We start from the raw sequence: 26,231 nt of genomic DNA, 5'->3' as shown, positions 1-26,231 counted from the left end.
AAGCCACGAACATCACGAACCCAAAGGGAGAGAAACCATGAAGACGTATCTCGTCGGAGCCGCGACCGCGTTGACCCTGGCCGCGGGGGGCGCATCCGCGCAGGACGGTCAGCAGTTCATCTCGATCGGCACGGGCGGCGTCACCGGCGTCTACTACCCCACCGGCGGCGCGATCTGCCGTCTGGTGAACCGCGGCCGCGCCGATCACGGCATCCGCTGCGGCGTCGAGTCGACCGGCGGCTCGGTCTACAACATCAACGCGCTGCGGTCGGGTGAGATCGAGTTCGGCGTGGCCCAGTCCGACTGGCAGTTCCACGCGATCGAAGGCACCTCGCAGTTCGAGGAGCAGGGCGCGTTCGAAGACCTGCGCGCCGTGTTCTCGGTGCACCCCGAGCCCTTCACCGTCGTGGCCCGCGCCGATGCCGGCATCACGACCTTCGAAGACCTCAAGGGCAAGCGCGTCAACGTCGGCAACCCGGGCTCGGGCCAGCGTGGCACCATGGAAGTGCTGATGGAGGCCATGGGCTGGACCATGGACGACTTCCAGCTCACCTCCGAGCTGCAGGCCGCCGAGCAGAGCCAGGCGCTGTGCGACAACAACATCGACGCGATGGTCTACACCGTCGGTCACCCCTCGGGCTCGATCCAGGAGGCGACCACCGCCTGTGACGCGGTGCTGGTCGAAGTGTCTGGCGAGGCGGTCGACAAGCTCGTGGCCGACAACCCCTACTACCGCACCGCCACCATTCCGGGCGGCATGTATCGCGGCAACGACGAAGACGTCTCGACCTTCGGCGTCGGCGCGACCTTCGTCAGCTCGGCCGCCGTGCCCGAGGAGGTCGTCTACGAGGTGACCAAGGCGGTGTTTGAGAACTTCGATCAGTTCAAGGGCCTGCACCCGGCCTTCGCCGAACTGACCAAGGAAGAGATGGTCGCCGACGGCCTGTCGGCTCCGCTGCACGCGGGCGCCGAGAAATACTACCGCGAGGCCGGGCTGATCGAGTGATCGGCACGCATCGCTGAACGACCGGCCGGGGCGCGCGCGGGCGCGCCCCGGCCCTTCCCGTCCCGAGGGGCGGAGCTGACACCAACACAACATGAGGGAGCGCGTCCGATGGCCGACCAGCGCGAGGACCGGGACGACCGGCAATATTCGGACGACGATCTGCAGGACCTCGTCACCAGTTCGGACTCGGGCGCGCGCGCGCCGATCAACCGCGCGACAGCGATGCTGATCGCGGGCACGGCAATGGCCTGGTCGCTGTTCCAGCTGTGGATCGCGCAGCCGCAACTGTGGTTCGGGGCCTACCTGCCGGTGCTCAACTCCTCGCAGACGCGGCCCATTCACCTGACCTTCGCGATCTTTCTCGCTTTCCTCGCCTATCCCGCCTTCAAGTCGAGCCCGCGCGAGCGCATCCCGCTGGTCGACTGGGGCCTCGCCCTCATCGGTGCCTTCTGCGCCTTCTATGTCTTCTGGTTCTCCGACACGCTGGCGATGACCGCGCGCTCGGGCCTGCCGACGCAAGCGCAGGTGATCATCGGCTCGGTCGGTCTCGTGGTGCTGCTCGAAGCCTCGCGCCGCGCGCTGGGCCCGGCGCTGACCATCGTCGGGGCGCTGTTCCTCGCCTATGCCTATTTCGGCACCGGCTGGCTGATCCCCGATCTTGTCGAGCACGAGGGGCTGTCCTTCACCTCGCTGATCAACGCGCAATGGCTCGACACGGCGGGTGTCTTCGGTATCCCGCTTGGTGTCTCGACCGCCTTCGTGTTTCTCTTCGTGCTGTTCGGCTCGCTCTTGGACAAGGCGGGTGCCGGCAACTATTTCATCCAGCTCGCCTTTGCGGGTCTGGGCCATCTGCGCGGCGGCCCGGCCAAGGCCGCCGTCGTCGGCTCGGCCATGACCGGTCTCATCTCGGGCTCATCGATCGCCAACGTGGTCACCACCGGCACCTTCACCATCCCGCTGATGAAGCGGGTGGGCTTTTCGCGCGAGCAGGCCGGCGCGGTCGAGGTGGCCTCCTCGGTCAACGGCCAGATCATGCCCCCGGTGATGGGCGCGGCCGCCTTCCTGATGGTCGAGTTCATCGGCATCTCCTACCTCGAGGTGATCAAGCACGCCTTCATCCCGGCGGTGATCTCCTACATCGCGCTGGTCTACATCGTGCATCTCGAGGCGCTGAAGCGCGAGATGCCGGCGCTGGGCGAGAGCAAGAGCTTCGCTGGCATGATCGTGAAGTTCCTGATCGGCTTTGCCGTGGCGGGCGTCGCCTTCACCGCGCTGATCTACGGCGTCGACGCCCTCGAGGGCGCGCTGCCGTCGCTGGCCGCTCCGCTGATGATGGTGCTTCTGGGCGTGGTCTATCTCGGTCTGGTCTGGGTCGCGGCGCAGCGCCCCGATCTCGAAATGGACGACCCCTCGGACGAAGAGATCAAGCTGCCCACCGTGGCCGAGGTCTATGCCACCGGCCTGCACTACGTGCTGCCGATCCTGGTGCTGGTGTGGTTCTTGATGGTCGAGCGTCAAAGCCCGGCCAAATCGGCCTTCTACGCCACCGGCCTGATGCTGTTCATCATCCTGACCCAGCGCCCGCTCAAGGCACTGTTCCGGGGCGAGGGCAGCACACTGGCCTCGCAATTCGCCGCCGGTCTGCATGACCTTCGCGATGGTTTGGTAGCGGGCGCGCGCAACATGATCGGCATCGGCGTCGCCACGGCGGCCGCCGGTATCATCGTGGCCACCGTCACCAAGACCCCGATCGGCACCGAGCTTGCGGGCCTCGTCGAGCAGCTCTCGGGCGGCATCCTGATCCTGATGCTGGTCTTCGTGGGGCTGTTCTCGCTGATCCTCGGCATGGGCCTGCCGACCACCGCCAACTACATCGTGGTCTCTTCTCTGATGGCCTCGGTGGTGGTGAACCTGGGCGCGCAGGAGGGGCTGATCGTGCCGCTGATCGCGGCGCATCTCTTCGTGTTCTACTTTGGCATCATGGCCGACGTGACGCCGCCGGTGGGTCTGGCCTCCTTCGCCGCCGCCGCCGTCTCGGGTGGCGATCCGATCAAGACCGGCTTCACGGCGTTCTTCTATAGCCTGCGCACCGTCGCGCTGCCGTTCCTGTTCATCTACAACCCCGCGCTGATCCTCTACGGCATCGATCTGGGCACATGGGCGGGGATCGGTCAGGCGGTGTTCATCTTCGTGGTGGCGACCTTCGCGATGCTGCTCTTCGCCGCCGCGACCCAAGGCTACTTTCTCGCACCCTCGAAGATCCACGAATCCGCCGCCCTGCTGATCGTGGCCTTCACGCTCTTCGTGCCGGGCTTCTGGCTCAATCAGGTCCAGAGTCCGTTCCAGACCTATGCCCCGGCCGAGTTCGAAACGGCGGTGGCCGAGGCCAGTCCGGGCGACCTGTTGCGGCTTAAGATCGAGGGGCCGGACTTCAACTCGGGTGCCACGACCGCGACGACGCTGGTGATGAACATCGAAGGCGAAGGCGGCGCCGCCGAAAGGATCGACGCCTCGGGACTGCTGCTGTTCCCAGAAGGCGATGTGGTGCGGCTCGACGAGCCGATGTTCGGCACTCCGGTGGCCGAGAAGCTTGCCGATTTCGACTTTTACTCGGACACGCCGGTGCGGATCGCCGAGGTGCAGGCCCCGCGCCAGCGGATCACGAAATACGTGTTCTACATCCCGGCGCTGCTGCTCCTGGGCGTGGTGGTCCTGCTCCAGCGTCGACGCCAGACTGTTCCTGCCTTCTGAACATGACAACGGCGCCCCGCGACAAGCGGGGCGCCGTTTCGCCAGCGGGACCGGGTGCCGTGGCCCCGGCGTCAGGCGCCTGCCTGCGCCAGAAGCTCCTGCATACGGTCGTCGCCCTTGCCGCGTAGCTTGCCGACCTCGGGCAGGGTCTCGGGGTCGCCGACGCGGATCAGCCCGACCATGCCCATCGCCTCGTGCGGCTTGCATTTGTAGCCGTAGTAGCCCGGCACGTCGAAGCTCACCGTAATCTCTTCGTCGCGCTTGCCGGTCCAGCCTTTGGCTCCCTGGGGCAGCATGTCGTCCATGCTCTCGGCGTTGTGCGACCGCTCGGTCGGAACGAAGGTGACGCTGTCGCCCGGCGCGATCTCGAGATAGGCGGGCTCGAACACCATCATGTTGCCCGCCGCGTCGCGGTTGAGCATCTGGACAAGATGGGTCTCGGCCAAGGCGGGGGTGGCCGTGAGGGTGGCAAGCGCAAGAGCTGTGGCCAAGCGCTTTGGGTGGCGCATCGAATGGCGCATAGGGTCGTCCTTCGGTCGGGGATGGGGATCAGAGACAGACCTCGGAGCGGGTGAGAAACCGCCGCCCCGTGCCGTTGTCGAGCGAGAACATGCCCCCCATGCCGTCGATCGCGTCGATGGTCAGGGTGGTGTGCTTCCAGCGCTCGTACTGGTCGTGGTTCATGTAGAAGGGCACGCCGCCGATGGTGCCGAGGCAGACGTCGCGCGGCCCCACCATGTAATCCGAAGCGGCAAAGCACATCGGCGCGCTGCCATCGCAGCAGCCGCCGGATTGATGAAACAGCAGGTCGTCGCCGTGGCGCGACTTGATCTCGGAGATGAGATCGAGCGCGGCATCGGTGGCGCTGACCCCTATGTGGCCCGTCTCTGCGGTTGTGTTGGTCATGGGCCGGGTCTCCGGGACAGGGGAAGGGGGCCGGACCGGCGCAGGAGTGCGCCGGTCCGGGGGGGGAGGGCCGAGGTCTAGAAGAAGCCCAGCGCGTTCTGGTCGTAGGAGACCAGAAGGTTCTTGGTCTGGCGGTAGTGGTTGAGCATCATTTTGTGGTTCTCGCGCCCGATACCCGACTGTTTGTAGCCGCCGAAGGCCGCGTGAGCGGGGTACTGGTGGTAGCAGTTGGTCCAGACCCGGCCCGCCTGGATCGCGCGGCCCATGCGGAAGGCGCGGGAGCCGTCACGCGTCCAGACACCGGCGCCAAGGCCGTAGAGCGTGTCGTTGGCGATCTCGAGAGCCTCGGCCTCGTCCTTGAAGGTGGTGACCGAGAGCACCGGTCCGAAGATCTCCTCTTGGAAGATGCGCATCTTGTTGTTGCCGCGGAAGACCGTGGGCTGGATGTAGTTGCCGTTCTCCAGACCCGATCCCAGCGAGGCCACCTCGCCGCCGATCAGCGCCTCGGCCCCCTCGTCGCGACCAAGCTTCAGGTAGGAGCCGATCTTTTCCATCTGCTCGGTCGAGGCCTGCGCGCCGATCATCGTGTTCATGTCGAGCGGGTTGCCTTGCACCACCTTGCCGACCCGCTCCACCGCGCGGGCGATGAAGTCGTCGTAGATTGATTCCTGGATCAGCGCGCGCGAAGGGCAGGTGCAGACCTCGCCTTGGTTCAGCGCGAACATGGTGAAGCCTTCGAGGCACTTGTCGAAGAAGGCATCGTCGGCCTGCATCACGTCCTCGAAGAACACGTTGGGCGACTTGCCGCCAAGCTCCAGCGTCACCGGGATCAGGTTCTGCGAGGCATACTGCATGATCAGGCGGCCGGTCGTGGTCTCGCCGGTGAAGGCGATCTTGGCGATCCGGTCGGATTGGGCCAACGGCTTGCCCGCCTCAAGGCCGAAGCCCTGCACGATATTCAGCACACCCGGCGGCAGCAGATCACCGATCAGCTCCATCAGCACCATGATCGACGCCGGCGTCTGCTCGGCGGGTTTGAGCACCACGCAGTTGCCGGCGGCCAGCGCCGGCGCGATCTTCCAGGTCGCCATCAACAGCGGGAAGTTCCACGGGATGATCTGGCCGACCACACCAAGTGGTTCGTTGAAGTGATAGGCATAGGTGTTGGCGTCGATCTCGGCGATGGAGCCTTCCTCGGCACGGATGACGCCCGCGAAGTAGCGAAAGTGGTCGACGGCAAGCGCGAGGTCGGCGTTGACCGACTCGCGGATCGGCTTGCCGTTGTCGATGGTCTCGGCCGCGGCGAGGAGCTGCAGGTTCTCCTCCATCTTGTTGGCGATCCTGTTGAGGATGTTCGACCGCTCGCCCAGCGAGGTCTTGCCCCAGGCCGGAAAGGCGGCGTGGGCGGCGTCGAGGGCGGCTTCCACGTCGTCGGAGTTGGAGCGCGCGATCTCGCAGATCACCTCGCCGGTGATCGGCGTCGGGTTCTCGAAATACTGGCCCGAGCGCGGCTCGACGAACTGGCCGCCGATGAAGTTGCCGTAGCGCGATTTGAACGGGAACGGCACGCCGAGATGGCTGGTGTCGAGCGCGGAGCTGACCTGGCGGCTCGGCGTGGTCTGTGTCTGGATGTTCATGGTGTCCTCCCTACAGGAACGCCGGACCCTGCATCGGCGCGAGGGTGGCGTCTGGGGGTGAGGATGCCGAATGCCGGGCGATCCAGAAATGCGGCCATGGTCGTACGACCAAGGTGGGGCTTAGCCGCCGCGCCCGAGGAACCGGCGCAGATCGTCGGTGGCGACGGGCTTGGGCAGGATCGTCACCCGCGCGCGGCGCGCCGCGTCGCGCAGCTCGGGCGAGCGGTCGGCGGTGACGAGACGTATGGGGCGGCCCGGCAGGAGCGGGCGCAGCGCCGCGATGGTCTCGAGCCCGGTCATCCCGGCCCCGAGCTGCTGGTCGATGAGCAGGAAGTCCGGCTCGGCCCCGGTCTCGTCGAGCAGCGACAGCGCCGCCTCGCCGCTCTCGACATCGAGCACGGTGAGGCCCCAGCGCTCCAGCAGGTGGCACATGGCACGGCGTACCTCGGCGTCGTTCTCGACCAGAAGGGCCACCCGTTCGGGTCCGGTGTCCGTTGCCGAAAGCGCCTGACCGGGGGCCTCGGTGTCGGGGGCGCGGGCGACGGTGACGGGCACACCGACGCTGAACCGCGTGAACCTGCCCGGCTCGGAGGCCACGTCGAGCGGATGGCCAAGGATCGCGCAGGCGCGCTCGACGATGGCGAGGCCCAGCCCCATGCCTTCGGAGGCGCTGGCCCGCGCATTGAGCCGCGAGAATTCGCGGAAGATCGCCTGCATGTCCTCTTCGGGGATGCCGGGGCCGGTGTCCCAGACCTCGACCACCGCGGCACCGCCGCGGCGTCTCACGCCGACGAGGACGCGGCCTGCCTGCGTATAGCGCACGGCGTTGCCGATCAGGTTCTGCAGCACCCGCTTGAGATAGGTCCGGTCGCTCGACACCACGAGGCCGGTGGGCAGGATGTCGAGCCTGAGCCCCTTGGCCGCGGCCTGAAGCGCGAACTGGTCGTGCAACTGCTCCAGCACCGGCCCCAGCGCCACGGGGCCCACGTCCATCGAGGCGTGGCCCAGCTCGAGCTTCGAGATGTCGAGCAGCGCGTGCAGGATGCTCTCGACGCTGTGCAGCGCGCTGTGCGCCTTGCCCAGCACCTCGCGGTTGGCGGGGTCGTCATGCGCCAGCGCCGAGAGGAACAGGTTGGCCGCGGAGAGCGGCTGCAACAGGTCGTGGCTGGTGGCGGCGACAAAGCGCGAGCGGCTGGCGTTGGCGCGACCCGCCCGTTCCAGCGCGTCCTCGAGTTCCAGCGTGCGGGCGCGCACCCGCTCCTCCAGCGCCTCGTTGGTGCGGGCAAGGTCGCCGATCGCCCGGCGCTCGGCGGTGATGTCGGTAAAGCTGATCACGAAGCCGCGGTCGGGCATCTGCTGGGCGCTCGCGTCGATAAATCGCTGGTCCTCGCTGCGCATCCGAAACCGCAGCGGCTGACGCGCGACCGGGCTTTCGACCCAATTGGTGAGCCGTTGCATCGTCATCTCGGTGTCGAAGTCGAAATCCTGCGCGATCATCCGCCACAGCGCCGGAAAGTGCAGCCCGCGCCTGAGGCGCGGCGTCGGCACCCCCATGAGCTGGCTCAGGCTGTCGTTCCACCCCGCGAGGCGCAGCCGCCCATCGAAGATGCAGATGCCCTGCTTGATGTGATCGAGCGTGGCGCGCGCCATGCGCGACTGGTCGTCGAGCATCCGTTCGCGTGCCTGCCGCTCGGCACGGATCATGTCGGTCACGTCGGTCTGCAGGATCACCGTGCCGCCGCCGGGCGTGCGATGCTGGCTCACCTGAACCCAGTGATCGCCCGCGAGCGAGACGTTGAAGATCGCGTGGCGGTCATCATGCCGCGCCAGCCGCCGCGCCTGCCATAGCTGCGGCGTCTCGCCGGGCGGCAATGACAGCGAGCGCGACTGCGCCACATGGGCGATGTAATCCTCGAAGCGCAGGCCGGGGCGCAGCGTCTCGCGCAGATCCTCCATGTACATGCCAAAGCGCGAGTTGCACATCACCATGGCGCCCGATGGGTCGAACATGGCGAAGCCTTCCTGCACCGTCTCGATCGCGGTCGACAGGTCGCGCCGCGCGGCTTCGGTCTCGCGCATCGCCTGCGCCAGCCGCGCGTTCGAGCGGTTGAGCATCTCGAGCGCGCTCTCGAGTTCCACCGTGCGAGCTTGCACCTGTTCCTCGAGCAGGGCGGCGCGGCGAAACTGCGCATAGGCCTCGCCCGAACCCGAGCCGCCGCGCTCGACCTGTCGCACCAGCGCGTCGACGATCTGGATCAGCTTCTCGTTCTGCCGCTCGAGGCTGTCCTCGGGGTCGAGGAAGGCGTGTGTGGCGATCATCTCCTGCGTCACGGGCGGTAGAGGGCCACGCCCGTCATCGTCTGATTCACATGCAGCCCGTTCATCTGTTCGCCATAGGTCGAAAACCCGACGATGCGGTGCTTGCGCAGCACCGCGCTCATCCGTCCGCCCATCTGCTTTTCGGTGGCCTCCAGCCTGCGCAGGATGCAGTCGAAGGCGAGGATCGCCGCCGGTGGTCCCGCGTCGCGCGCCATTTCGTCGAAGGCGGCGTCGAGATGCTCCGCGATGTCGAGCGGCTCGGCCAGCGACAGCACCATGCCCTCGTCGATCGCGGCATAGAAGATCAGCTCGCCCGCCGCTCCGATCCGCTGGATCGCGCGGACATGGTGCCGCCCGCCGATGCGCACCACCAGCGGATGCGCGGCAAAGGTAAAGGCCGACAGCTGCGCGCGGTCGAGGCCCAGCACGCGGGCGTATTCGCGCGCCGCCGGCTCGCCGTTGAGACGATGCACCACACGCGCCTCGGGGTCGGCCTCGGTGACGATCATGCGCTCCTCGGTCGGTTCGAGATGATCGAGGTTGAACACCGAGGCGCGGCAGGCGGTGCGCACGAAGGCCACCACAGCGGCGTTCTGCTGCCAGACGCCGTCGATCAGCACGCGGGTTTCGCCGAAGGCCTCGCCATCGCCAGCCGAGCCGCCGAACAGCGGCACCCGCCCGATTCCGCTCGAAAGAGCGGCGGCCAGCGCATCCTCGCGTCGCGACAGACCATCGACCAGCAGCATCGCGAACTCCGACGACCAGTCGCGGCGGCGGTCCTCGAGCCTCTGGCGGATCACCGTCATGTCGCCGACCATGTCGCGACCGCCGATCCGGGCCAGATCCGGGATCGCCATGACCTCGGCCTCGAACATCTCGGCGGGCAGGCCGATACCAACGATTTCGTCCTCGGCATAGCCGGCGCCGGTGATCTCGCCCGCCGTGGTGCAGCCGATGACCTGTCGCGCGCCGGGCCAGTCGCGGGCGGCGCGGGCGATCTCCTCAAGCGGCGCGCGCGGCGCGGCGAAGATCATCACCAGAGCGAAGGGGCCGGGGCCGAGAGCGCGCGCCAAGGCCTGCGCGGCCCCGGGCGCAAAGGCCGAGACGCTGGCGGTGCGGATCACCGTGTCGTCGCGCTCGCGCCCCTCCCCGGGCGCCGTGGCGCAAAGCTCCATCCCTCGTCCTCCCTCGATCGGACGCTACTGCCGCAGCGGCGGGTCGGGCAACATGTTTCCAAAGCTCGCCTCCTTGGCGAGCAGCACCGCCTGCGTCCGGGTCTGCACCCCGAGCTTGCGCATGATCGAGGTGACATGCGCCTTCACCGTGGTCTCGGCGATCGACAGGTCATAGGCGATCTGCTTGTTCATCGCGCCGCAGCAGATCCGGTGCAGAATCGTCGCCTGCTGCGGTGTCAGCTGCGCCAGCCGGTCTATCGCATCCTCGTAGCCGCGCCCCGGCGCGTCGGGCAGATCCATCCCCTCGGGCATGTAGAGGCCGCCCGCCGCGATGATCCGAAAGGCCGTGAGAAATACTTCGCGGTCGCTGTGCTTGGGCACGAAGCCACGCGCGCCTGCCCGGATCGCCGCGGAGACCACCTGCCGATCGGCGAGCGAAGAGACCACGACGATGGGTGTCGTTCCCGCGATCCGGCGCAGCCGCACCAGACCATCGAGGCCCGACACATCCGGCAGGTGCAGATCGAGCAGGATCACATCGGGCGTCTCACCCGCGTCGAGCCGCGTCAGCGCCGCCTCGAGCCGGTCGGCGGTGTCGATCCGTTCGATCCCGACGAAATGGCGCAGCGTCAGCCCCAGCGCGTCGCAGAACAGTGGATGGTCGTCGATCACCAGAGCGCGTCGGAACGCCGTCTCAACCTGTAGCTTCTCCTGCGCCATGATCCCGCTCCGTTGGTGCGTCCCATTCAGGCTATCAGGCCCCGGGCGGGCCAGACATAGGCCAAAGGTCTCATGACCATGCCCCGGCACCAAGGTCGAATGTCGCGGCGCGGGCGGTGGGCGTAGCTCTTGGGGATGCGCCTCATTCTCGTGCTCCTGCAACTTCTTCTCGCGCCCGCGCTTGCCGGGCCGGGTCGGGCCGCGCCTGATACGCTGCCGCGAGAGGCCCTGGCCGAGATGATCGTGCCGCCATATTCACTCGGCGATCCGATCGGCGATGACGGGGTCTGGAGCCTGTTGAACTCGGGCGGCGCGCAGGCAGGCTACGTGTTCGAGACCGAGCCTCTGGCACCGCTGCCGGGGTTCTCGGGCGCGCCGATCGACATGCTGGTGACGCTCGACCTCGCGGGGCGCTTCATCGACGTGCGGCTGGTGTCGCAGAACGAGCCGATCTTCGTGTCGGGGCTGGGCGAGGCGCCGCTGCGGGGCTTCCTCGAGCAATACGGCGGGCTGTCCATCGCCGACAGCCTCGTGGTCGGCACGCCCTATGGCGATGCGGGGGCAGGCTCGTCGCTGGTCTATCTCGACGGCGTGACCAAGGCGACGGCAAGCGTGCGCATCGCCCATGAGTCGATCCTCGCCGCCGCGCTCAAGGTGGCGCGCGAGAAGATGCAGGGCATCGCCTCGGCGCCCCCGTCGCGGCCCGATATGGGACACGACGAGGCGCTGACATGGGACGATCTCGTAGCACAAGGGCTGGCTCGGCATGTCGTGGTCAGCAACGCCGAGCTGGACGCGCGCTTTGCCGGCACGATCTGGAGCCACGACGACCCGGAGGCGCGCGCGGCCCCCAATGAGGCCTTTCTCGACCTGTGGGTCGTCGATCTCGGCCCGCCCTCCATCGCCCGCGCGGCGCTGTCAGAGGGCACGCTGGCCGAGCTCAGGCAGTTCTCGGAGATCGCGCCGCATGACGAGCCGATCCTGTTGGTCGAAGCCGGTCGGCACGGGCTGGTGGGCGAGGATTTCGTGCGCAATACCGCCCCCGACCTGCTCTCGGCGAGCCAAGGCGGCCTGCCGGTGGCGCTGCGCGATAGCGACATCTTCGTGGAGCTGGCCCCCGGCGTGCCCGAGGGCCGCGCGATGATCCTGCGCGCCGACCGGCGGCTCGGCTTCGACCCGGCGGCGGACTGGACGCTGAACGTGCTGGCGCTGCGCGAACACGGGATGCTGCGCCCGGAGATCGGCTCGACCAGCTTCGAGATCGCCCATGCCACGCCCGAGCGCTTCTTCGAACGACCGACCCAGCCCGTGGCGGGGTCGCCCTGGCGCGAGGCGCTGCGCGCGCGGACCGCCGATCTGGGGCTTCTGGCGCTGCTGATTGCCACGCTGTTCGCGGCGCTCTGGCCGGGGCTGCGGCGGACGGCCTCGGCTGAGGTACTGACGCCGTTCCGTCTTTCGGCGCTGGCGCTGGTCACGGGGTTTGTCGGCTGGTGGGGGCAGGGGCAGCTCTCCATCGTCACCGTGCTCGGTGTGATCCGCACCGCCATCGAAGGCGGCAGCTTCGCCTTCCTTCTCTACGACCCTTTCGGTCTCGCGGTCTGGGGGGCGGCCATCATCGGGTTCGTGATCTGGGGGCGGGCGCTGTTCTGCGGCTGGCTGTGTCCCTTCGGCGCGTTGCAGGAGTTCGCGCATCACGCGGGGCGGTGGCTGCGCCTGCCGCAGATCCGCCCCTCGGCGGTCTGGGACCGGCGGCTGAAATCGCTGAAATACATCGCGCTCGCGGGTCTGGTGCTCTTGGTGATCCTGGCGCCTGACCATGTCGACAAGGCCGCCGAGATCGAGCCGTTCAAGACCGCGATCACCACCTTCTTCCTGCGCGAATGGTATTACGTCGCCTATGCCGTCTTCTGGCTGCTGCTTGGCATGGTGCTGTTCAAAGGGTTCTGCCGCTACCTCTGTCCGCTTGGCGCGGTGATGGCGATCGGCGGGTTGCTGCGCGGCCGCGATTGGATCGCGCGACGGGTGGACTGCGGCTCTCCGTGCCAGCTCTGCCGAGTGAAATGCGCCTATGGAGCGATCGAGAAGACGGGGCGCATCGACTACGCCGAATGCTTCGGCTGCCTCGATTGTGTGTCGATCCACGACGATCCGGCGCGCTGCGTGCCGCTGGTGCTCGACGCGCGGCGCCCCGCACGCGCCAGCCGCAACACCCCGCTTGTTGCCGAATGAGGACCGCCATGCCGAGCCGCCGCCGCTTTCTCGCAATCGCCGCCGCCGCCATCGCGGCCCCCGGCGTGAGCCATGCCGAAACCTGGCGCGGCACCGCGCTCGGGGCAGACGCCGCGATCACGCTCTCGGGCCCGCGCCACGAGGTTGCGCCCGCGCTGGCGGTGGCGCGCGAAACGCTGGAGCGGATGGAAGCGCTGTTCAGCCTCTACCGCGCGGACAGCGTGCTGTCGCGGCTCAACGCGACCGGGCGGCTCGATGCGCCCGATGCCGACTTTGCCGCGCTGATGGGGCTGTGCGAAAGGGTCTTTGCCGCAACGGCGGGGCGGTTCGACCCGACGGTGCAGCCACTGTGGCGCGCCTTGGCCGAAGGCGGCGACACCCGCGCCGCCGCCGCGCGCATCGGCTGGGGCCGGGTGACGACCGCTCCGGATGTCCAACTCGGAGAGGGGCAGGCGCTGACGCTCAACGGTATCGCGCAGGGCTTTGCCAGCGACCGCGTGGCCGAGGCTCTGGCGGCGGCGGGGTTCACCCGCGCGCTGGTCAACATAGGCGAGATGCGGGCGTTGGGCGGGCCGTGGCGCATCGGCATCGAGGATCACGCACAGGGTCTCATCGGGCAGGTCAGCCTCTCGGGCGGCGCCATCGCCACCTCCAGCCCCGGCGCGCTGTTCCTGCCAGGCGGCGCGAGCCACATTCTCGACCCGCTGAGTGGCGGGCTGAAGACGCCGCTGTGGTCGAGCGTCAGCGTCGAGGCCGACACGGCGGCGCTGGCCGACGCGCTGTCGACGGCGATCTGCCTGATGCCGCGCGAGGAGATCGAGGCGCTGGATGTTGCGGGCCTGCGCAAGGTGCGGCTGGTGGACCGCGCGGGCGACATGATGACGCTCTAGGCGCTCACCACTCGGGCGCGGTCCAGCTCAGGCCGTGGCTGTCGAAAATCGCGGCGATCCGCCCGTCGGCCACGGCATCGCCGACGATGCCTTCGATCATGTAGCCCAGATCCCGGTGGCTTTGATGGACCGCGAGGCCGATCGGCCACGCGGGTTTCATCAGTCCGGGAAAGGGCGGCACGTGAAGGCCGGCTGTGCCGAGATCCGCTTCGAGCTGCGCGCGTGGCCCCATCACCGCCGTCACCTCGCCCGCCGCCAGCGCGGCCATGGCCGCCTCCAGCGTCGGATGGCGCGAGATGTTGGGGCCAAGCTGCCCGCCTGCCATGGCCGAAAGATAGAAATCCGAAATCGAGTCGTTCTCGACCCCGACGCGGTGCATCCGGAAATAGGCGGGCAGGGGGGCGTCGTCGGGAAAGACGCCGCTGTCATAGGCGATGGCGAGGGTTTCGACATCGTAAAGGCCCGTGAACACCACCTGCTCGACCCGGCAGGTGAAGGCGCTGTCGTAAGGCACATGCAGCATCACATTGGCGACGCTGCCGCCCACCACCGGGCCCTTCCAGACCCAGTTGCGCAAATCGGCGGCGAGATCCTCGCCCGCCGCCACCAGCCGGAACCGCGCCTCGACCCCCATATCTCGGGCGATCAGCCGCCCGATCTCGACATCGACCCCTGTGGCGACACCGTTGTCTTCGTAGGACCATGGCGGGAAATCGGCATAGACCGCGAATTCGATGAACCCCCGATCGAGGATCTCGTCGAGGGTCTGGCCCATGTAGTCGCGGTCGGCGTTCTGCGGCTTGGGCTGCGGTACGTAATCTTCGCAGCGCGCAAAGGCCCCGCCCCCGGGGAGAGAAAGGGCGAGGCCGAGCGCCAGCGCAAGGCCCGCGCGGCGCATCACTGGGCGGCCGAAAGGCCCACGGTCAGCGTCTCCGCCGCCTTGTGGTAGCTTTCGGGGGTGCCGTCGATGACATGGGCGGCGCGGTAGGCGATGGAATCGGCCACCGGCGCGCCCGACAGCGTCTCGATCTCCTCGGCAATGCCCGCAAGCTCGGTCCGGATCGCGTCCGCGTCGAGGTCGCCACCCTTGGAGAGCGTGTCGCGCAGCGTCTTCAGCTCGGCGGATTTCGCGCTCACCGCCTCCTCGTCGGGGCGGGTTTCGAGATATGTGCGGATCGCCCAGGCCGCTTTCTGTCCCAAGAGCTCGCCGAAAGCGGGCATCCGGGTGACGTCGTTCTGGGTAAAGCCGTGCCGGAACCGCTCGGCATACCACTCATCGCCGTATTCCTCGGCCTCGAGAAAGCGCAGATCGGGAGCAAGCCCGCCAGAGACCGCGCCGAGCCCGTGGCAGCGGGCGCAGTTCTGGTTGTAGCCGGAGGCGCCGATCTCGATCGCTTTCTGCCAGACCTCCTCGCCCTGATCGCGGTAGGGGTTCACGGTCAGCCATTCCTCGCCCACGTCGGGCAGGGCGTCGGTGTTCACCGCCTGAATGTCGAGCGGCAGGCCGGCGGCCTGGGCAAGGGTGGCAGCGGCGGCGATGGCGCCGAGCGTCGCGAGAATGCGGGTCTTGCGGGGCATGGTCGGTCCTCCTGCGAATGTCGCCTCCAGCCTTAGCCGCCCGAGGCCAAGCGGCATATGCGACCTTCGGCGGGGCCGCGACCATGGTCGTATTCGGACGCGGGGGGCAATGCCGCTAGCCTCGGGATCGGGAGGACAGTGATGATCCGACACGCGGTACGCATACTGGCGTTGGGGCTTTGGACCAGCGCGGCGCAGGCCGGCATCGAGGTGCCGGTGACATGGCTGCGCACGGAGGTCGTCCGACCACCAGTGCGCTCGAACCTCGACACATGGCCCGAAGACGAGGGCCGCGCAGGCGCCGAACTGGGCCTTGAGGATAACGCCACCACGGGGCGGTTTCTGGGGCATGACTATAGTCTCTACACGCTGTCGGTGCCGCCGGATGGCAATCTGGTCGAGGTGGCGAAGGCCGCTCTGGCGCGCGGTGGCCTGCTGATCCTCGATGCGCCCGCCGATGCCGCACTGACGGTGGCGGACCTGCCGGAAGCGCAGGGTGCGTTGATCTTCAACACCGCCGCCCCCGAGGCGCGACTGCGCGGGGCCGACTGCCGCGCCAATCTTTTGCACACGCTGCCCTCGACCGCGATGCGCACCGACGCGCTGGCACAGTTCCTGCTGCAGCGTCGCTGGGACGATCTGGTGATGATCGCGGGCGCGCGGCCCGAGGATGTGGACTACGCCGATAGCCTGCGCGGATCGCTCACCAAGTTCGGGCTGAAGCTGCGCGCCGAGGCGCCGTGGCTCGCGGATGCCGACATCCGCCGCAACGCGGGCCAAGAGGTGCCGGTGTTCACGCAATCCTTGCCGGATCATGACGTGCTGCTCGTGGCCGACGAGGCCGGGGATTTTGCTCGCTATGTCGCCTACAACGCTTGGACGCCACGCCCGCTCGCGGGGTCCGAGGGGCTGCGGGCGGTGGCTTGGGCGCCGGTGGTCGAGGCTTGGGGGGCCGCGCAGCTGCAATCGCGGTTTCATGCCCAATCGGGCCGCGAGATGCGCCCGCGGGATTTTGCCGCGTGGGCCGCGATGCGCGCCATCGGCGAGGCGGTGACACGCACCGGATCCGCCGATCCCGCCACCCTGCGCGTGTTCCTTCTTGGCCCCGAGTTCGAGCTCGGCGGCTTTCTGGGAAGCCCGCTCAGCTTTCGCTCTTGGGATGGCCAGATGCGTCAGCCGATCCCTCTCGTCACCGAGCGCGCGGTCGTCGCCACCGCCCCGCTCGAGGGGTTTTTGCACCCGGTGAGCGAGATGGACACGCTTGGCGGCGACGCGCCGGAAACCACCTGCACCGCCTTTGAGGACACCGCATGAAATACGCCATCGCCTTTGCCGTCATGGCCGCGCCCGCGCTCGCGCAGGAACAGGGCGAGATCTGGGTGACCAACGAAAAGGACGACACCGTCAGCGTTATCGACGTGGCGACGATGCAGGTCACCCGCACCATCCCGACCGGCGAGCGGCCGCGCGGGCTGACCTTTTCGCACGATTTCTCACGTCTCTACATCTGCGCCTCCGACAGCGACGCGGTGCAGGTGATGGACCCCGAGACGGGCGTGATCCTGCACGATTTGCCCTCGGGCGAGGACCCAGAGCAGTTCGTGCTGCACCCCGACGATCGCCGTCTCTATATCGCGAACGAGGACGACGCGATCACCACCGTGGTCGACACCGAAACCCGCGAGGTCATCGCGCAGATCGATGTCGGCATCGAGCCCGAGGGCATGGCGGTGAGCCCGGACGGGAAGGTGGCGATCACCACCTCCGAGACCACCAACATGGCGCATTGGATCGACACCGAAACCCAAGCGCTTTTTGCCAACACGCTGGTCGATGCGCGCCCGCGCCATGCCGAGTTCGTCAAGGATGGGGCGGAGCTTTGGGTGTCCTCGGAGATCGGCGGCACGATCACAGTGTTCGACACGGCGACACAGGCCGAGAAGGCCAAGATCGGTTTCGCGGTGACGGGGGTGCATCCCGACCGGGTGCAGCCCGTGGGGTTCGAGCTTACGGCGGATGGCAAGACCGCCTTCGTGGCGCTGGGGCCGGCGAACTACCTCGCCGTGGTGAATGCCGAGACCTATGCGGTCGAGGATTACATCCTCGTGGGCCGAAGGGTCTGGCACATGGCCTTCAATGCCGACCGATCTCTGCTTTTCACCACCAACGGCGTGTCCGGCGACGTCACGGTGATCGACGTCGCCGCGCGCAAGCCGCTCCGGTCCATCAAGGTGGGCCGCTTTCCATGGGGCGCGGCGTTCCGGCCTGCAAAGGGAGACCCCGCATGATCCACAAGTTTGCATTGGCCCTCGCCTTGGCGCTGGTCCCGGGTTTCGCGCAGGCGCAGGGCTTCGGCCTGGCCGGTCTCCTGTCCTCGGGAAACAAGCAGGACCTGCCGCCGATCCTGCTGTCGGCGGGAATGCCGCTGGCCGAGGCACCGCTGCGTCTCAAGTCCGGCACCTATTACGAGATCGAGATCGAGGCCGATGGCAGCCAGGAATTGGGACTGGCGGGGCCGGAGTTCTTTCGCGCGATCTGGATCGACGAGATCGTCATCGAAGGGCTTGAGATCCGGCCCCTTGGCCTCGACAGCGTCGAGTTCGACGAGGCCGGGGTGATGGAGATCGGCTTTGTTGCAATCAAGCCGGGGCGCTACGACCTCCGCGTGCCCGGCAGCACCGGCGAGACGCAGCGGCTCGAGGTGGTGATCGAATGAGCGGATTGATCGTTAGCGGTGTGAGCCATGCCTACGGCTCCAAGCGGGTGCTGGAGGCGGTGTCGCTGCGGCTGCCGCCCGGGCGCTTTTGCGCGCTTCTCGGGCCCAACGGCGCGGGCAAGTCGACGCTGTTCTCGCTGCTCACCCGGTTGATGACGGTGCAGGCGGGGCGGATCGAGGTGGCCGGGCATGACCTCTTCGACGCACCGCGCGCCGCGCTGGCCGAGATCGGCGTGGTGTTCCAGCAGTCGACGCTCGATCTCGACCTCAGCGTGATCGAGAACCTGCGCTATTTCGCGGCGCTGCACGGGCTGTCGGGGCGCGAGGCCGCGCGCCGCATCGACGCGGCGCTCGACCGTCTGGCAATGGGCGAACGGGCGGGGGAACGGGCGCGCGATCTCAACGGCGGGCACCGCCGGCGCGCCGAGATCGCCCGCGCGCTGGTGCATGGCCCCTCGGTGCTGCTGCTCGACGAGCCGACCGTGGGTCTCGATGCGGCGAGCCGTGCCGCGATCACCGCGCATGTGCACGATCTGGCGGGGCAGGGCGGTTTGACCGTGCTCTGGGCCACGCATCTGGCCGATGAGGTGGCCTCCGGCGATCAGGTCGCGGTGCTGCACCGGGGCCGGGTCATCGCCGATGCACCTGCGCGCGAGATCGCCCCGAGCGGCGACCTTGCCGCGCGTTTTCTGGCACTCACGGCGGAGACCGCATGACCGACGCCGCAGCCCCCCTTGCCACCGTGCCCCGCCCGCCCGTGGCTCGGGCCTATGCCGTGGCGATGCTCTGGATCGTGCGGCGCGAGGCACGGCGCTTCGTGGGGCAGCGCGGTCGCCTGATCGCGGCGCTGGTGCGGCCGCTGGTCTGGCTTTTGGTCTTCGCGGCCGGGTTTCGCGCGGCGCTGGGCCTGTCGATCACGCCGCCTTACCAGACCTATGTCACCTACGAGATTTACATCGTGCCCGGCCTGTGCGGCATGATCTTGCTGTTCAACGGCATGCAATCCTCGCTCGGCCTCGTGCACGACCGCGAGATGGGCTCGATGCGGCTGTTGCTGACCTCGCCCTTGCCTCGCGGCTGGCTGCTGCTGTCCAAGCTCGTGGCCTCGACCCTGATCTCGATCCTGCAGGTCTATGCCTTTCTCGCGGTGGCCGCGCTCTTTGGCATCACCTTGCCGTGGCTGGGCTATGTCGCGGTCCTGCCGGCGCTCTTCGCCGCCGGGCTGATGCTGGGCGCGCTGGGCCTCGCCCTGTCGAGCACGGTGCGCCAGCTCGAGAACTTCGCAGGCGTCATGAACTTCGTGATCTTTCCGATGTTCTTCATGTCCTCCGCGCTCTACCCACTGTGGAAGATGGCCGAGGCCAGCGCGCTCTTGCGCGACATCTGCGCCGCCAATCCCTTTACCCATGCGGTCGAGTTGATCCGCTTTGCGCTCTACGCCGAGGCCAATTGGTCTGCGCTGGGCTGGACCGGGCTGGCGGCGGCGGTGTTTCTGGGGCTGGCGCTTTGGGGCTATGACCCGGCGCGCGGGTTGGTGCGGCGCGGCGTGTGACCCGCGACCTTTGTCGCGGCTGACAGGAGGCCGGCCCATCGCCATCATGGGCGCGGATGACCCGCCATGCGGAACGCCTGCCTGCTGCACGCTGTATCCATCCCCCTGCCTGCGGATCTCTCATCCTTTCCGGGCAGGGGGCGACAGCATGCGCGACCGATGGAGCGGCGATCACGCGCCAGCGCCAAGGCCGCCGATGTCATTTGCCCCCAATGCCTATGTTCCACCGGGCAGCCCATGGCTTCGGGCGGTGTATCGCCATGCCCGCGCGGTTCCTCGGGGCCTTCAGGGCCTACGACCTTGGCAGGGGGGCAGGGCTACGACCATCGTCCGATTTTCGGCGCCTCCCCCGACGGCAATCATGTGGGCGGCGAAGGAGTCCCCGCAGCGGGCCCCGGCGCCAACACGCCAGGGAGGAGACCCATATGAACCGCTTCATCGCCGCCGCCTGCGCCGCGCTGATCACGACCCATGCCGCTCAGGCTCAGGTCACCGACGAGGACATCGCCAACGACGCCATGACCACCGAGGACGTGGTAACCAACGGCATGGGCCGTGGGCTGCAACGCTACAGCCCGCTCGACACGCTCAACCGCAACAACATCGAATACCTCGTCCCCGCATGGGCCTTCGCGCTCGGCGGGGAGAAGCAGCGCGGGCAGGAAACGCAGCCGCTCGTGCATGACGGGGTGATGTACATTACCGGCTCTTATTCGCGGCTCTACGCCATCGACGTGAAGACCGGCGAGGAGCTGTGGCAGTACGACGCGCGCCTGCCAGAGGGCATCCTGCCGTGCTGCGACGTGGTCAACCGCGGCGCCGCGCTTTACGGCGACAAGGTCTATTTCGGCACGCTCGACGCGCGGCTCGTGGCGCTCGACGCCAAGACCGGCGACGTGGTCTGGAACAAGAAGATCGCCGATTATCAGGCGGGCTACAGCTTCACCGCCGCCCCGCTTATCCACAACGGCCTCATCATCACCGGCAATTCGGGCGGCGAGTTCGGCATCGTCGGCGAGGTGCAGGCGCGCGACGCCGAAACCGGCGAGATGGTCTGGACCCGGCCGATGATCGAAGGCCACATGGGCACGCTGAACGGCGAAGAGAGCACCATGACCGGCACGCTCAACGCGACCTGGCCGGGCGACATGTGGAAGCAGGGCGGCGGCGCGACATGGCTCGGCGGCTCGTATGATGCAGAGACCGACACGCTGGTCTTCGGCGCGGGCAACCCTTCGCCGTGGAACAGCTGGCTGCGCAATGCGGGCGAGCCGGTCGAGGGCAACGCCGGCGATAACCTCTATGCCGCGAGCCGCGTCGGCCTCGACCCGGCGACGGGCGAGATCAAGTGGCACTTCCAGACCACGCCGCGCGAGGGCTGGGATTTCGACGGCGTCAACGAGGTGGTGGGATACACCGACGCCGACGGCAACAAGCGTTACGGCACCGCCGACCGCAACGGCTTTTTCTATGTGCTGAACCGCGAGGACGGCGCCTATGTCGATGCCTTCCCCTTCGTGAAGGACATCACTTGGGCCGAAGGGATCGACGACACCGGCCGGCCGATCTTCGTCGAGGAGAACCGCCCCGGCCGTCCCGCCGAGCTGACCGGCGAGGCCAAGGGCGAGACGATCTTCGCCGCGCCCTCGTTCCTCGGCGGCAAGAACTGGATGCCGATGAGCTATTCCGAGAACACCGGACTGTTCTACGTCCCCTCGAACGAGTGGGGCATGGACATGTGGAACGAGCCGGTGACCTACAAGAAGGGTGCGGCCTACATGGGCGCGGGCTTCACCATCAAGCCGCTCTACGAGGATCACATCGGCAGCCTAAAGGCGATCGACCCCGCGACCGGTGAATGGGTGTGGGAGTTCAAGAACGACGCGCCGCTCTGGGGGGGCGTGATGTCGACCGCGGGCGGCCTCGTGTTTACCGGCACGCCCGAGGGCAAGTTCATCGCCTTCGACGACGCGACCGGCGAAGAGCTGTGGAGCTTCCAGACCGGATCAGGCGTGGTCGGCCAGCCGATCACCTGGGAGCAGGACGGCGAGCAGTTCGTTTCGGTGATCTCGGGCTGGGGCGGCGCGGTGCCGCTGTGGGGCGGCGAGGTGGCCAAGAAGGTCAACTTCCTGAACCAGGGCGCGACGCTGTGGACCTTCAAGCTGCCCAAGGCGCTGGCCGAACTGGCGGCGGCCGAGTGAGAGACCGAGGGGCGGCCCGCCGCCCCCGCGCGAGATGAGACAGCCCCGGACCCCGCCATGAGGTCCGGGGCTTTGCGTGAGCGGGTGTCGAGCTCAGCCGGGCAGGCGTGCGTCGCAGATCTGTGCCAGATCCGGGGCCCCCGGCGCGTGTAGCGTGGCGAGGCGGCCGTCGCTCTCAAAACGGTTCTCCATGTCGAGTGGCTGGTTCGGCCCGACGAGCCGCCAGCCCGCACCTGGCACCGCCGCGGTGATCGCCTCGGCCTCACGGTTGCGGGCGGTGTCGGTAAAGGGGAACAGGTCGTAGGCCAGCGCCGGCACCTCACCCCACAGGCGCAGCGTCACCGCGTCGATGCGCCCGACCGCCCCAAGATAGACCGGGGGCATGTCGTCGGGCACCGCGACCCGCCACAGGCGCAGCTGCGTGCGCGGCACGGTGCCGCGCCGCTCCTGCCATGCCATGTCGGTGGCGATGCCTTCGATCAGGATCGACGAGGCAGGCGGCAGCCCCGCAAAGGTCAGCCGCAGGATTTCGATCGCGTCGAGATCGTCGCCCGCATAGGTGCGGTTGCGCAGCCAGCCTAGGCTGCGCAGCAGAGCGGGGGCGTCGTTGAAGCCGCTGAGCGCCAGGTTGATTGGCTGCGCCGCGTGCAACGGCGTATCGCCGGTGCGCGCGATCAGCGTCTCGTCCAGCGCCCGGCAGGCGAGGTCCAGCGGCAGCGGGGCCACGCCGCCTGCCGCCTCGGCCCTGCTGGTCAGCGCCCCGAGATTGATCGCCACGAACATCGCCAGTGCCAGAAGCCCTGCATAGGCCAGCCGCAGCGGCAGCGGATGCCGCACCCGCCGCAGGATCAGCAGGGTGCCGAGCGTCAGCAGGATCACGAGGCCGATCGTCACCCGGTAGGGACCGATCCACACGAGGAGCGGCTCTTCGGGTTGCAGGCCCAGCATGTGCAGGCCGGCCGCCGAGAAATAGCCGATCGCCGCGTATTGGGCGATCGCCAACACCGCGCCGATGGCCGAGGCGGCGAGATAGGTGGCGGGGCGCATGCCCCAGACCCCGGCCATGACCTGCGTCAGCGTGGCGATGGGCCAGATCATCTGGGCGATCACCACGAAGGCCGCGCCGCGCCGCTCGAACAGGCGCCGCGCCCGTGCCATCGCCGTGGGGGCCACGTTCATCCGCGCCACCACTCGCGCGCCGGCGGTGCGCCCGAGCCAGAAGGCGCCTTGGCTGCCGATCCACACACCGATCATGCAAATGAGCAGCGACGGCGCGCCCGCCGCAGGGAGCTGCGTGCCGAGATAGACATAGACCGGCTCGGTCGGCACGAGAATGCTGATCACCGGCAACTGATTGATGATCGTCGCCAGCAGCAGTGCCGGTACGCCCCACGACATCATGTCCCCGGTTCCCCATTCGGTCACGGGGTCGGCCGCCCCGCCCGGGGATCTCTACAGGCTCTCTGGATCGGGTGCATCCACGTTCGGAACGCGCCGCCGCGCGGTGCCGCATTCCTGCATCGGGCTGTGGTCTGGGGTCGCGCCATCGGCCTTGGGCGTTCGAAGGGCGTGTTTCATGCGCGGGGGATGCCGCCTGCGCAAACCTCCCCGCGCGATGCGGCGCACCGCGCGGGGAGAGCGGACCGGATCAGCTCTTGTAGGCCACGATCTCGCCGCTGTGCAGCCGCGCGCTGTAGGAGCCCAGCTCCCGGCGCACCACCTTCATCAGGAAATACAGGCCGAAGATGTTGACCACCGCCATGGCGAAGATCGCCGCGTCGGAGAAGTCGATCACCGGGCCGAGGCTGGCCGAGGCGCCGATCACCACGAAGACGCAGAAGATGATCTTGAAGGTCAGCTCGGTCTTGCGCCCCTCGCCGAAGAGGTAGGTCCAGGCCTTGAGGCCGTAATAGGACCAGCTGATCATCGTCGAGAAGGCAAACAGCACCACCGCGACCGCGAGCACGTATGGAAACCAGCTGATGCCGGTCGCGAAGGCCGCCGAAGTGAGCGCCACGCCGGTGTTGCCGTCGATGGTCGAGATCGCCGAGCCCGCCTCGTTGAGCACGAAACGCCCGGTCTCGGGGTTCACGATGAGCTGGCCCGAGATGGTGATCACCAGCGCCGTCATCGTGCAGATCACCACCGTGTCGATCAGCGGCTCGAGCAGCGACACGAAGCCTTCGGTGATCGGCTCCTTGGTGCGCACCGCGGAATGCGCGATGGCCGCCGAGCCCACGCCTGCCTCGTTCGAGAAGGCCGCCCGCTTGAAGCCTTGGATCAGCGCACCGACGAGACCGCCCGCGACGCCGAGCCCGCTGAAGGCACCGGCGAAGATCTGGCCGAAGGCCCAGCCGATCTTGTCATACTCGACGATCAGGATGATCAGCGCAGCACCCACGTAGAGGATGCCCATGAAGGGCACGATCTTTTCGGTGACGCGCGCGATCGACTTGATGCCACCGACGATCACGAGGAAGACCACGAAGGCGAAGACCAGCCCGGTGATCCAGCCCGGATAATCGCCCAAGATGCCCGAGATCTGCGCATGGGCCTGGTTGGCCTGAAACATGTTACCGCCGCCCAGCGCGCCGAGGATGCAGAAGATCGAGAACAGCACCGCGAGGAAGCCGCCGCCGGGCAGGCCCAGCTCGCGGAACCCCTTGGAGAGATAATACATCGGACCGCCCGAAACGGTGCCGTCCTCGTATTCGTTGCGGTATTTCACGCCCAAGGTGCATTCGGTGAACTTCGACGCCATCCCCAGAAGCCCCGCGAGGATCATCCAGAAGGTCGCACCCGGCCCGCCGATGCCCACGGCCACCGCGACACCCGCGATGTTGCCAAGGCCCACCGTGCCCGACAGCGCCGTGGCGAGCGCTTGGAAATGGCTCACCTCGCCCGCGTCGTTGGGGTCGGAGTAGTCGCCCTTCACCAGCCGGATCGCATGGCCGAAGAAGCGGAACTGCACGAAGCCGAAGTAGATCGTGAACACTGTGGCCGCGATGACCAGCCACATCACGATCCACGGGAAGCCGGTGCCGTAGATCGGCGCGAAGATGAAGTTGACGAAAGGCCCGGTAGCCTGCGCGAAAATCTCGTTGACGCGTGCGTCGAGCGTGGAGGCCTCCTGCGCGGCGGCGGGGCCCGCGACGATCAGCGTCGCGGCAAGGGCGGCGAGTGTCTGTCGGCTCATGTCAGCCCCTCTCATTGCACGACCGTGACCGGTACATCGGCCCCTTTCACGAGGTTGAAGGTCGACGAGCCGAAGATGCGGCTCGAAAATCCGCCCTCGGAGGAGCGCGCGACGATGATCTGTGCCGCCTTTTGTTGCTTGGCGATGGCGTTGAGCGTGTCGGCCACGTCGCCGTGGCGCACCTTGCCAGAGGCGGTCAGCCCCAATGTTTCGAGCTTCTTTACCGCCGGGTCGATCACGCGGGACATCACCGTGCTGATCTCTTCCTCGCGGCGCTTGTGGCGCTGGGCGTTCTCTTCTGCGGTCTGGAACGAGAACGGCGACCATTCGATCACATAGGCGACCACGAGGTCGCAATCACCGATGAGCCGGGCCTGCTTGACGGCGAATTCGAGGGCGCGCTCCCCCGAGGCATGGCCGTCCAGTCCGACAACGAGTTTGGTTGTCATTGAGCCTCTCCTGTCTGGTTGGGTCATGGCCCCGCACGGCACGTGGCTTTCGCCCGGATGCCGTTTTGGGCCGGAATACCCCTGAGACCACCTTAAGAGAGCGCATGGCGGGTGTCCTGACTTTGTTTTCGCAGCACCTGTCGTTGGATTCGCAGTGTAACCGGCACGACCTGCCACCCGCCTCGGTGATCAGCCGCGTGGGTGGTCTCGGTAGTCCCGCACCGAGGCACCCGTGCGCCCGCTGATCGCGGGGGCTTCGCGGATGAGGGCAGGGTCGGTCAACGCCGCCACCATGAAAAGCGCGAAATCCGTGCGCCGGGTCAGGTTGCCGGCAAGCACCGGATCGCCCACGTGGCGGGCCCAGATGGGCAAGCCCTCGCTTTCGCCTTCCTCCAGGTTCGAGCCGCGCACCAAGGTCCAGTCCCGGTCCGAGGCAAAGATAAGGGCCGCGGCGCGAAGCTGATCGTCGAGGTCGGCAAAGCGCAGCGCCTTGGCGATCCACCCGAAGATCGCCACGAAGGCGCGCAGCTTACAGCCGTAGCGGTCCTTGCCGTCGCGGCTGACGTGCCAGCCGCAGGAGAAGACCAGCCGCGCACCGGGCGGCGCGAGGTCGAGGACGGCGCGCGCGGTGCCGGAGGCGTAGTTCTGCACGCCCCATGGTACCAGCACCGTCAGCACACCGTCGCAGCCCTGCGTGGCCTTTGCGATCACCGCCCGGTCGTCGGTGCGGCCGGGGTGGAGGGTGATGCGGTCGCCGAAGCGTGCGAGCTTGCCCACGCTCTGGGGTCGGCAGACGCCGGTGACTTCGTAGCCGCGCGCCAGAGCATGTTCGACCATGTATTGCCCGAGCTTGCCCGAAATGCCGACGATGCAGATGCGCTTCATGTCCCGTCTCCGTGAATCGAG

22 protein-coding genes are annotated in these 26,231 nt (G+C 67.8%); 10 read left to right on the top strand and 12 right to left on the bottom strand.

Features of this window, described 5'->3' with window-relative positions; all coding sequences use genetic code 11:
• Positions 1–37 precede the first annotated feature (37 nt).
• Entirely contained in the window at positions 38–1,006 is a 969-nt protein-coding gene (locus AADJ02_RS02970; RefSeq protein WP_341211502.1) for a TAXI family TRAP transporter solute-binding subunit, read from the top strand.
• A gap of 108 nt (positions 1,007–1,114) precedes the next feature.
• Positions 1,115–3,757, top strand: a complete 2,643-nt coding sequence (locus tag AADJ02_RS02965; RefSeq protein ID WP_341211501.1) for a TRAP transporter permease — start codon at positions 1,115–1,117, stop codon at positions 3,755–3,757.
• Between the two features lie 71 nt (positions 3,758–3,828).
• On the opposite strand, the gene AADJ02_RS02960 is transcribed toward AADJ02_RS02965, so the two are convergent.
• The 6 genes from AADJ02_RS02960 to AADJ02_RS02935 form a co-directional block, all read right to left on the bottom strand.
• Positions 3,829–4,278, bottom strand: coding sequence for a pseudoazurin (locus AADJ02_RS02960; protein ID WP_341211500.1), 450 nt, complete (start codon positions 4,276–4,278; stop codon positions 3,829–3,831).
• A 28-nt stretch (positions 4,279–4,306) separates the two neighbouring features.
• Positions 4,307–4,663 (bottom strand): DUF779 domain-containing protein, encoded by a 357-nt coding sequence (locus tag AADJ02_RS02955; RefSeq protein WP_341211499.1) that lies wholly within the window; start codon positions 4,661–4,663, stop codon positions 4,307–4,309.
• 77 nt (positions 4,664–4,740) lie between these two features.
• Positions 4,741–6,300: an aldehyde dehydrogenase family protein gene (locus AADJ02_RS02950; RefSeq protein WP_341211498.1), complete on the bottom strand. Its 1,560-nt coding sequence runs from the start codon at positions 6,298–6,300 to the stop codon at positions 4,741–4,743.
• A 120-nt stretch (positions 6,301–6,420) separates the two neighbouring features.
• On the bottom strand, positions 6,421–8,619 hold the full coding sequence (locus AADJ02_RS02945; RefSeq protein WP_341211497.1) for a PAS-domain containing protein: 2,199 nt from the start codon (positions 8,617–8,619) through the stop codon (positions 6,421–6,423).
• Between the two features lie 8 nt (positions 8,620–8,627).
• Positions 8,628–9,794, bottom strand: a complete 1,167-nt coding sequence (locus AADJ02_RS02940; RefSeq protein ID WP_341211496.1) for an FIST N-terminal domain-containing protein — start codon at positions 9,792–9,794, stop codon at positions 8,628–8,630.
• A 24-nt stretch (positions 9,795–9,818) separates the two neighbouring features.
• Complete coding sequence (locus AADJ02_RS02935; protein ID WP_341211495.1) at positions 9,819–10,514, bottom strand: response regulator transcription factor; 696 nt, start codon at positions 10,512–10,514, stop codon at positions 9,819–9,821.
• Positions 10,515–10,649: 135 nt separating this feature from the next.
• Between AADJ02_RS02935 and AADJ02_RS02930 the strand changes: the two genes are divergently transcribed.
• A complete protein-coding gene (locus AADJ02_RS02930; RefSeq protein ID WP_341211494.1) occupies positions 10,650–12,743 on the top strand; it encodes a 4Fe-4S binding protein in 2,094 nt (697 codons plus the stop codon).
• An 8-nt stretch (positions 12,744–12,751) separates the two neighbouring features.
• Positions 12,752–13,633: an FAD:protein FMN transferase gene (locus AADJ02_RS02925; protein WP_341211493.1), complete on the top strand. Its 882-nt coding sequence runs from the start codon at positions 12,752–12,754 to the stop codon at positions 13,631–13,633.
• Between the two features lie 4 nt (positions 13,634–13,637).
• Here the strand turns inward: AADJ02_RS02925 and AADJ02_RS02920 are convergent, their stop codons facing one another.
• Both AADJ02_RS02920 and pedF read right to left on the bottom strand, forming a co-directional pair.
• Complete coding sequence (locus AADJ02_RS02920; RefSeq protein WP_341211492.1) at positions 13,638–14,531, bottom strand: transporter substrate-binding domain-containing protein; 894 nt, start codon at positions 14,529–14,531, stop codon at positions 13,638–13,640.
• Positions 14,531–15,211 carry a cytochrome c-550 PedF gene (gene pedF, locus AADJ02_RS02915; protein WP_341211491.1) on the bottom strand — a complete coding sequence of 227 codons (681 nt, stop codon included), beginning with the start codon at positions 15,209–15,211 and terminating at the stop codon, positions 14,531–14,533. The genes AADJ02_RS02920 and pedF overlap by 1 nt, the downstream gene beginning before the upstream one ends.
• A gap of 141 nt (positions 15,212–15,352) precedes the next feature.
• Here pedF and AADJ02_RS02910 point away from each other — a divergent pair, with 141 nt between their 5' ends.
• The 6 genes from AADJ02_RS02910 to AADJ02_RS02885 all read left to right on the top strand — a co-directional run bounded on the left by AADJ02_RS02910 (position 15,353) and on the right by AADJ02_RS02885 (position 21,680).
• Positions 15,353–16,525, top strand: a complete 1,173-nt coding sequence (locus tag AADJ02_RS02910; protein WP_341211490.1) for an ABC transporter substrate-binding protein — start codon at positions 15,353–15,355, stop codon at positions 16,523–16,525.
• The gene (locus AADJ02_RS02905) at positions 16,522–17,499 is read left to right on the top strand and encodes a YVTN family beta-propeller repeat protein (protein ID WP_341211489.1); all 978 of its coding nucleotides are present in this window, start codon (positions 16,522–16,524) and stop codon (positions 17,497–17,499) included. Before AADJ02_RS02910 ends, AADJ02_RS02905 begins: the two co-directional genes overlap by 4 nt.
• Positions 17,496–17,927, top strand: a complete 432-nt coding sequence (locus AADJ02_RS02900; RefSeq protein WP_341211488.1) for a hypothetical protein — start codon at positions 17,496–17,498, stop codon at positions 17,925–17,927. Before AADJ02_RS02905 ends, AADJ02_RS02900 begins: the two co-directional genes overlap by 4 nt.
• Positions 17,924–18,643 (top strand): ABC transporter ATP-binding protein, encoded by a 720-nt coding sequence (locus AADJ02_RS02895; protein WP_341211487.1) that lies wholly within the window; start codon positions 17,924–17,926, stop codon positions 18,641–18,643. The genes AADJ02_RS02900 and AADJ02_RS02895 overlap by 4 nt, the downstream gene beginning before the upstream one ends.
• A gap of 65 nt (positions 18,644–18,708) precedes the next feature.
• Positions 18,709–19,479, top strand: coding sequence for an ABC transporter permease (locus AADJ02_RS02890; RefSeq protein WP_341211820.1), 771 nt, complete (start codon positions 18,709–18,711; stop codon positions 19,477–19,479).
• 425 nt (positions 19,480–19,904) lie between these two features.
• On the top strand, positions 19,905–21,680 hold the full coding sequence (locus AADJ02_RS02885) for a PQQ-dependent methanol/ethanol family dehydrogenase (protein WP_341211486.1): 1,776 nt from the start codon (positions 19,905–19,907) through the stop codon (positions 21,678–21,680).
• A 93-nt stretch (positions 21,681–21,773) separates the two neighbouring features.
• Here the strand turns inward: AADJ02_RS02885 and AADJ02_RS02880 are convergent, their stop codons facing one another.
• The 4 genes from AADJ02_RS02880 to AADJ02_RS02865 all read right to left on the bottom strand — a co-directional run bounded on the left by AADJ02_RS02880 (position 21,774) and on the right by AADJ02_RS02865 (position 26,210).
• The gene (locus tag AADJ02_RS02880) at positions 21,774–23,105 is read right to left on the bottom strand and encodes a VTT domain-containing protein (RefSeq protein ID WP_341211485.1); all 1,332 of its coding nucleotides are present in this window, start codon (positions 23,103–23,105) and stop codon (positions 21,774–21,776) included.
• A gap of 223 nt (positions 23,106–23,328) precedes the next feature.
• On the bottom strand, positions 23,329–24,876 hold the full coding sequence (locus AADJ02_RS02875; protein ID WP_341211484.1) for an alanine/glycine:cation symporter family protein: 1,548 nt from the start codon (positions 24,874–24,876) through the stop codon (positions 23,329–23,331).
• Positions 24,877–24,887: 11 nt separating this feature from the next.
• A complete protein-coding gene (locus tag AADJ02_RS02870) occupies positions 24,888–25,325 on the bottom strand; it encodes a universal stress protein (protein ID WP_341211483.1) in 438 nt (145 codons plus the stop codon).
• Between the two features lie 189 nt (positions 25,326–25,514).
• Positions 25,515–26,210: an NAD(P)H-binding protein gene (locus AADJ02_RS02865; RefSeq protein ID WP_341211482.1), complete on the bottom strand. Its 696-nt coding sequence runs from the start codon at positions 26,208–26,210 to the stop codon at positions 25,515–25,517.
• Positions 26,211–26,231: the final 21 nt, after the last annotated feature.

This window comes from uncultured Limimaricola sp., assembly GCF_964022235.1.
Lineage (GTDB): Bacteria > Pseudomonadota > Alphaproteobacteria > Rhodobacterales > Rhodobacteraceae > Limimaricola.
This window is presented reverse-complemented; position numbering and strand designations above follow the sequence as displayed.

Bases quoted from the DNA above. Each gene is read 5' to 3' on its own strand.
- AADJ02_RS02970 (WP_341211502.1), top strand. From the start codon at position 38: ATGAAGACGTATCTCGTCGGAGCCGCGACCGCGTTGACCCTGGCCGCG.
- AADJ02_RS02965 (WP_341211501.1), top strand. From the start codon at position 1,115: ATGGCCGACCAGCGCGAGGACCGGGACGACCGGCAATATTCGGACGAC.
- AADJ02_RS02960 (WP_341211500.1), bottom strand. From the start codon at position 4,278: ATGCGCCATTCGATGCGCCACCCAAAGCGCTTGGCCACAGCTCTTGCG.
- AADJ02_RS02955 (WP_341211499.1), bottom strand. From the start codon at position 4,663: ATGACCAACACAACCGCAGAGACGGGCCACATAGGGGTCAGCGCCACC.
- AADJ02_RS02950 (WP_341211498.1), bottom strand. From the start codon at position 6,300: ATGAACATCCAGACACAGACCACGCCGAGCCGCCAGGTCAGCTCCGCG.
- AADJ02_RS02945 (WP_341211497.1), bottom strand. From the start codon at position 8,619: ATGATCGCCACACACGCCTTCCTCGACCCCGAGGACAGCCTCGAGCGG.
- AADJ02_RS02940 (WP_341211496.1), bottom strand. From the start codon at position 9,794: ATGGAGCTTTGCGCCACGGCGCCCGGGGAGGGGCGCGAGCGCGACGAC.
- AADJ02_RS02935 (WP_341211495.1), bottom strand. From the start codon at position 10,514: ATGGCGCAGGAGAAGCTACAGGTTGAGACGGCGTTCCGACGCGCTCTG.
- AADJ02_RS02930 (WP_341211494.1), top strand. From the start codon at position 10,650: ATGCGCCTCATTCTCGTGCTCCTGCAACTTCTTCTCGCGCCCGCGCTT.
- AADJ02_RS02925 (WP_341211493.1), top strand. From the start codon at position 12,752: ATGCCGAGCCGCCGCCGCTTTCTCGCAATCGCCGCCGCCGCCATCGCG.
- AADJ02_RS02920 (WP_341211492.1), bottom strand. From the start codon at position 14,531: ATGCGCCGCGCGGGCCTTGCGCTGGCGCTCGGCCTCGCCCTTTCTCTC.
- pedF (WP_341211491.1), bottom strand. From the start codon at position 15,211: ATGCCCCGCAAGACCCGCATTCTCGCGACGCTCGGCGCCATCGCCGCC.
- AADJ02_RS02910 (WP_341211490.1), top strand. From the start codon at position 15,353: ATGATCCGACACGCGGTACGCATACTGGCGTTGGGGCTTTGGACCAGC.
- AADJ02_RS02905 (WP_341211489.1), top strand. From the start codon at position 16,522: ATGAAATACGCCATCGCCTTTGCCGTCATGGCCGCGCCCGCGCTCGCG.
- AADJ02_RS02900 (WP_341211488.1), top strand. From the start codon at position 17,496: ATGATCCACAAGTTTGCATTGGCCCTCGCCTTGGCGCTGGTCCCGGGT.
- AADJ02_RS02895 (WP_341211487.1), top strand. From the start codon at position 17,924: ATGAGCGGATTGATCGTTAGCGGTGTGAGCCATGCCTACGGCTCCAAG.
- AADJ02_RS02890 (WP_341211820.1), top strand. From the start codon at position 18,709: ATGCTCTGGATCGTGCGGCGCGAGGCACGGCGCTTCGTGGGGCAGCGC.
- AADJ02_RS02885 (WP_341211486.1), top strand. From the start codon at position 19,905: ATGAACCGCTTCATCGCCGCCGCCTGCGCCGCGCTGATCACGACCCAT.
- AADJ02_RS02875 (WP_341211484.1), bottom strand. From the start codon at position 24,876: ATGAGCCGACAGACACTCGCCGCCCTTGCCGCGACGCTGATCGTCGCG.
- AADJ02_RS02870 (WP_341211483.1), bottom strand. From the start codon at position 25,325: ATGACAACCAAACTCGTTGTCGGACTGGACGGCCATGCCTCGGGGGAG.
- AADJ02_RS02865 (WP_341211482.1), bottom strand. From the start codon at position 26,210: ATGAAGCGCATCTGCATCGTCGGCATTTCGGGCAAGCTCGGGCAATAC.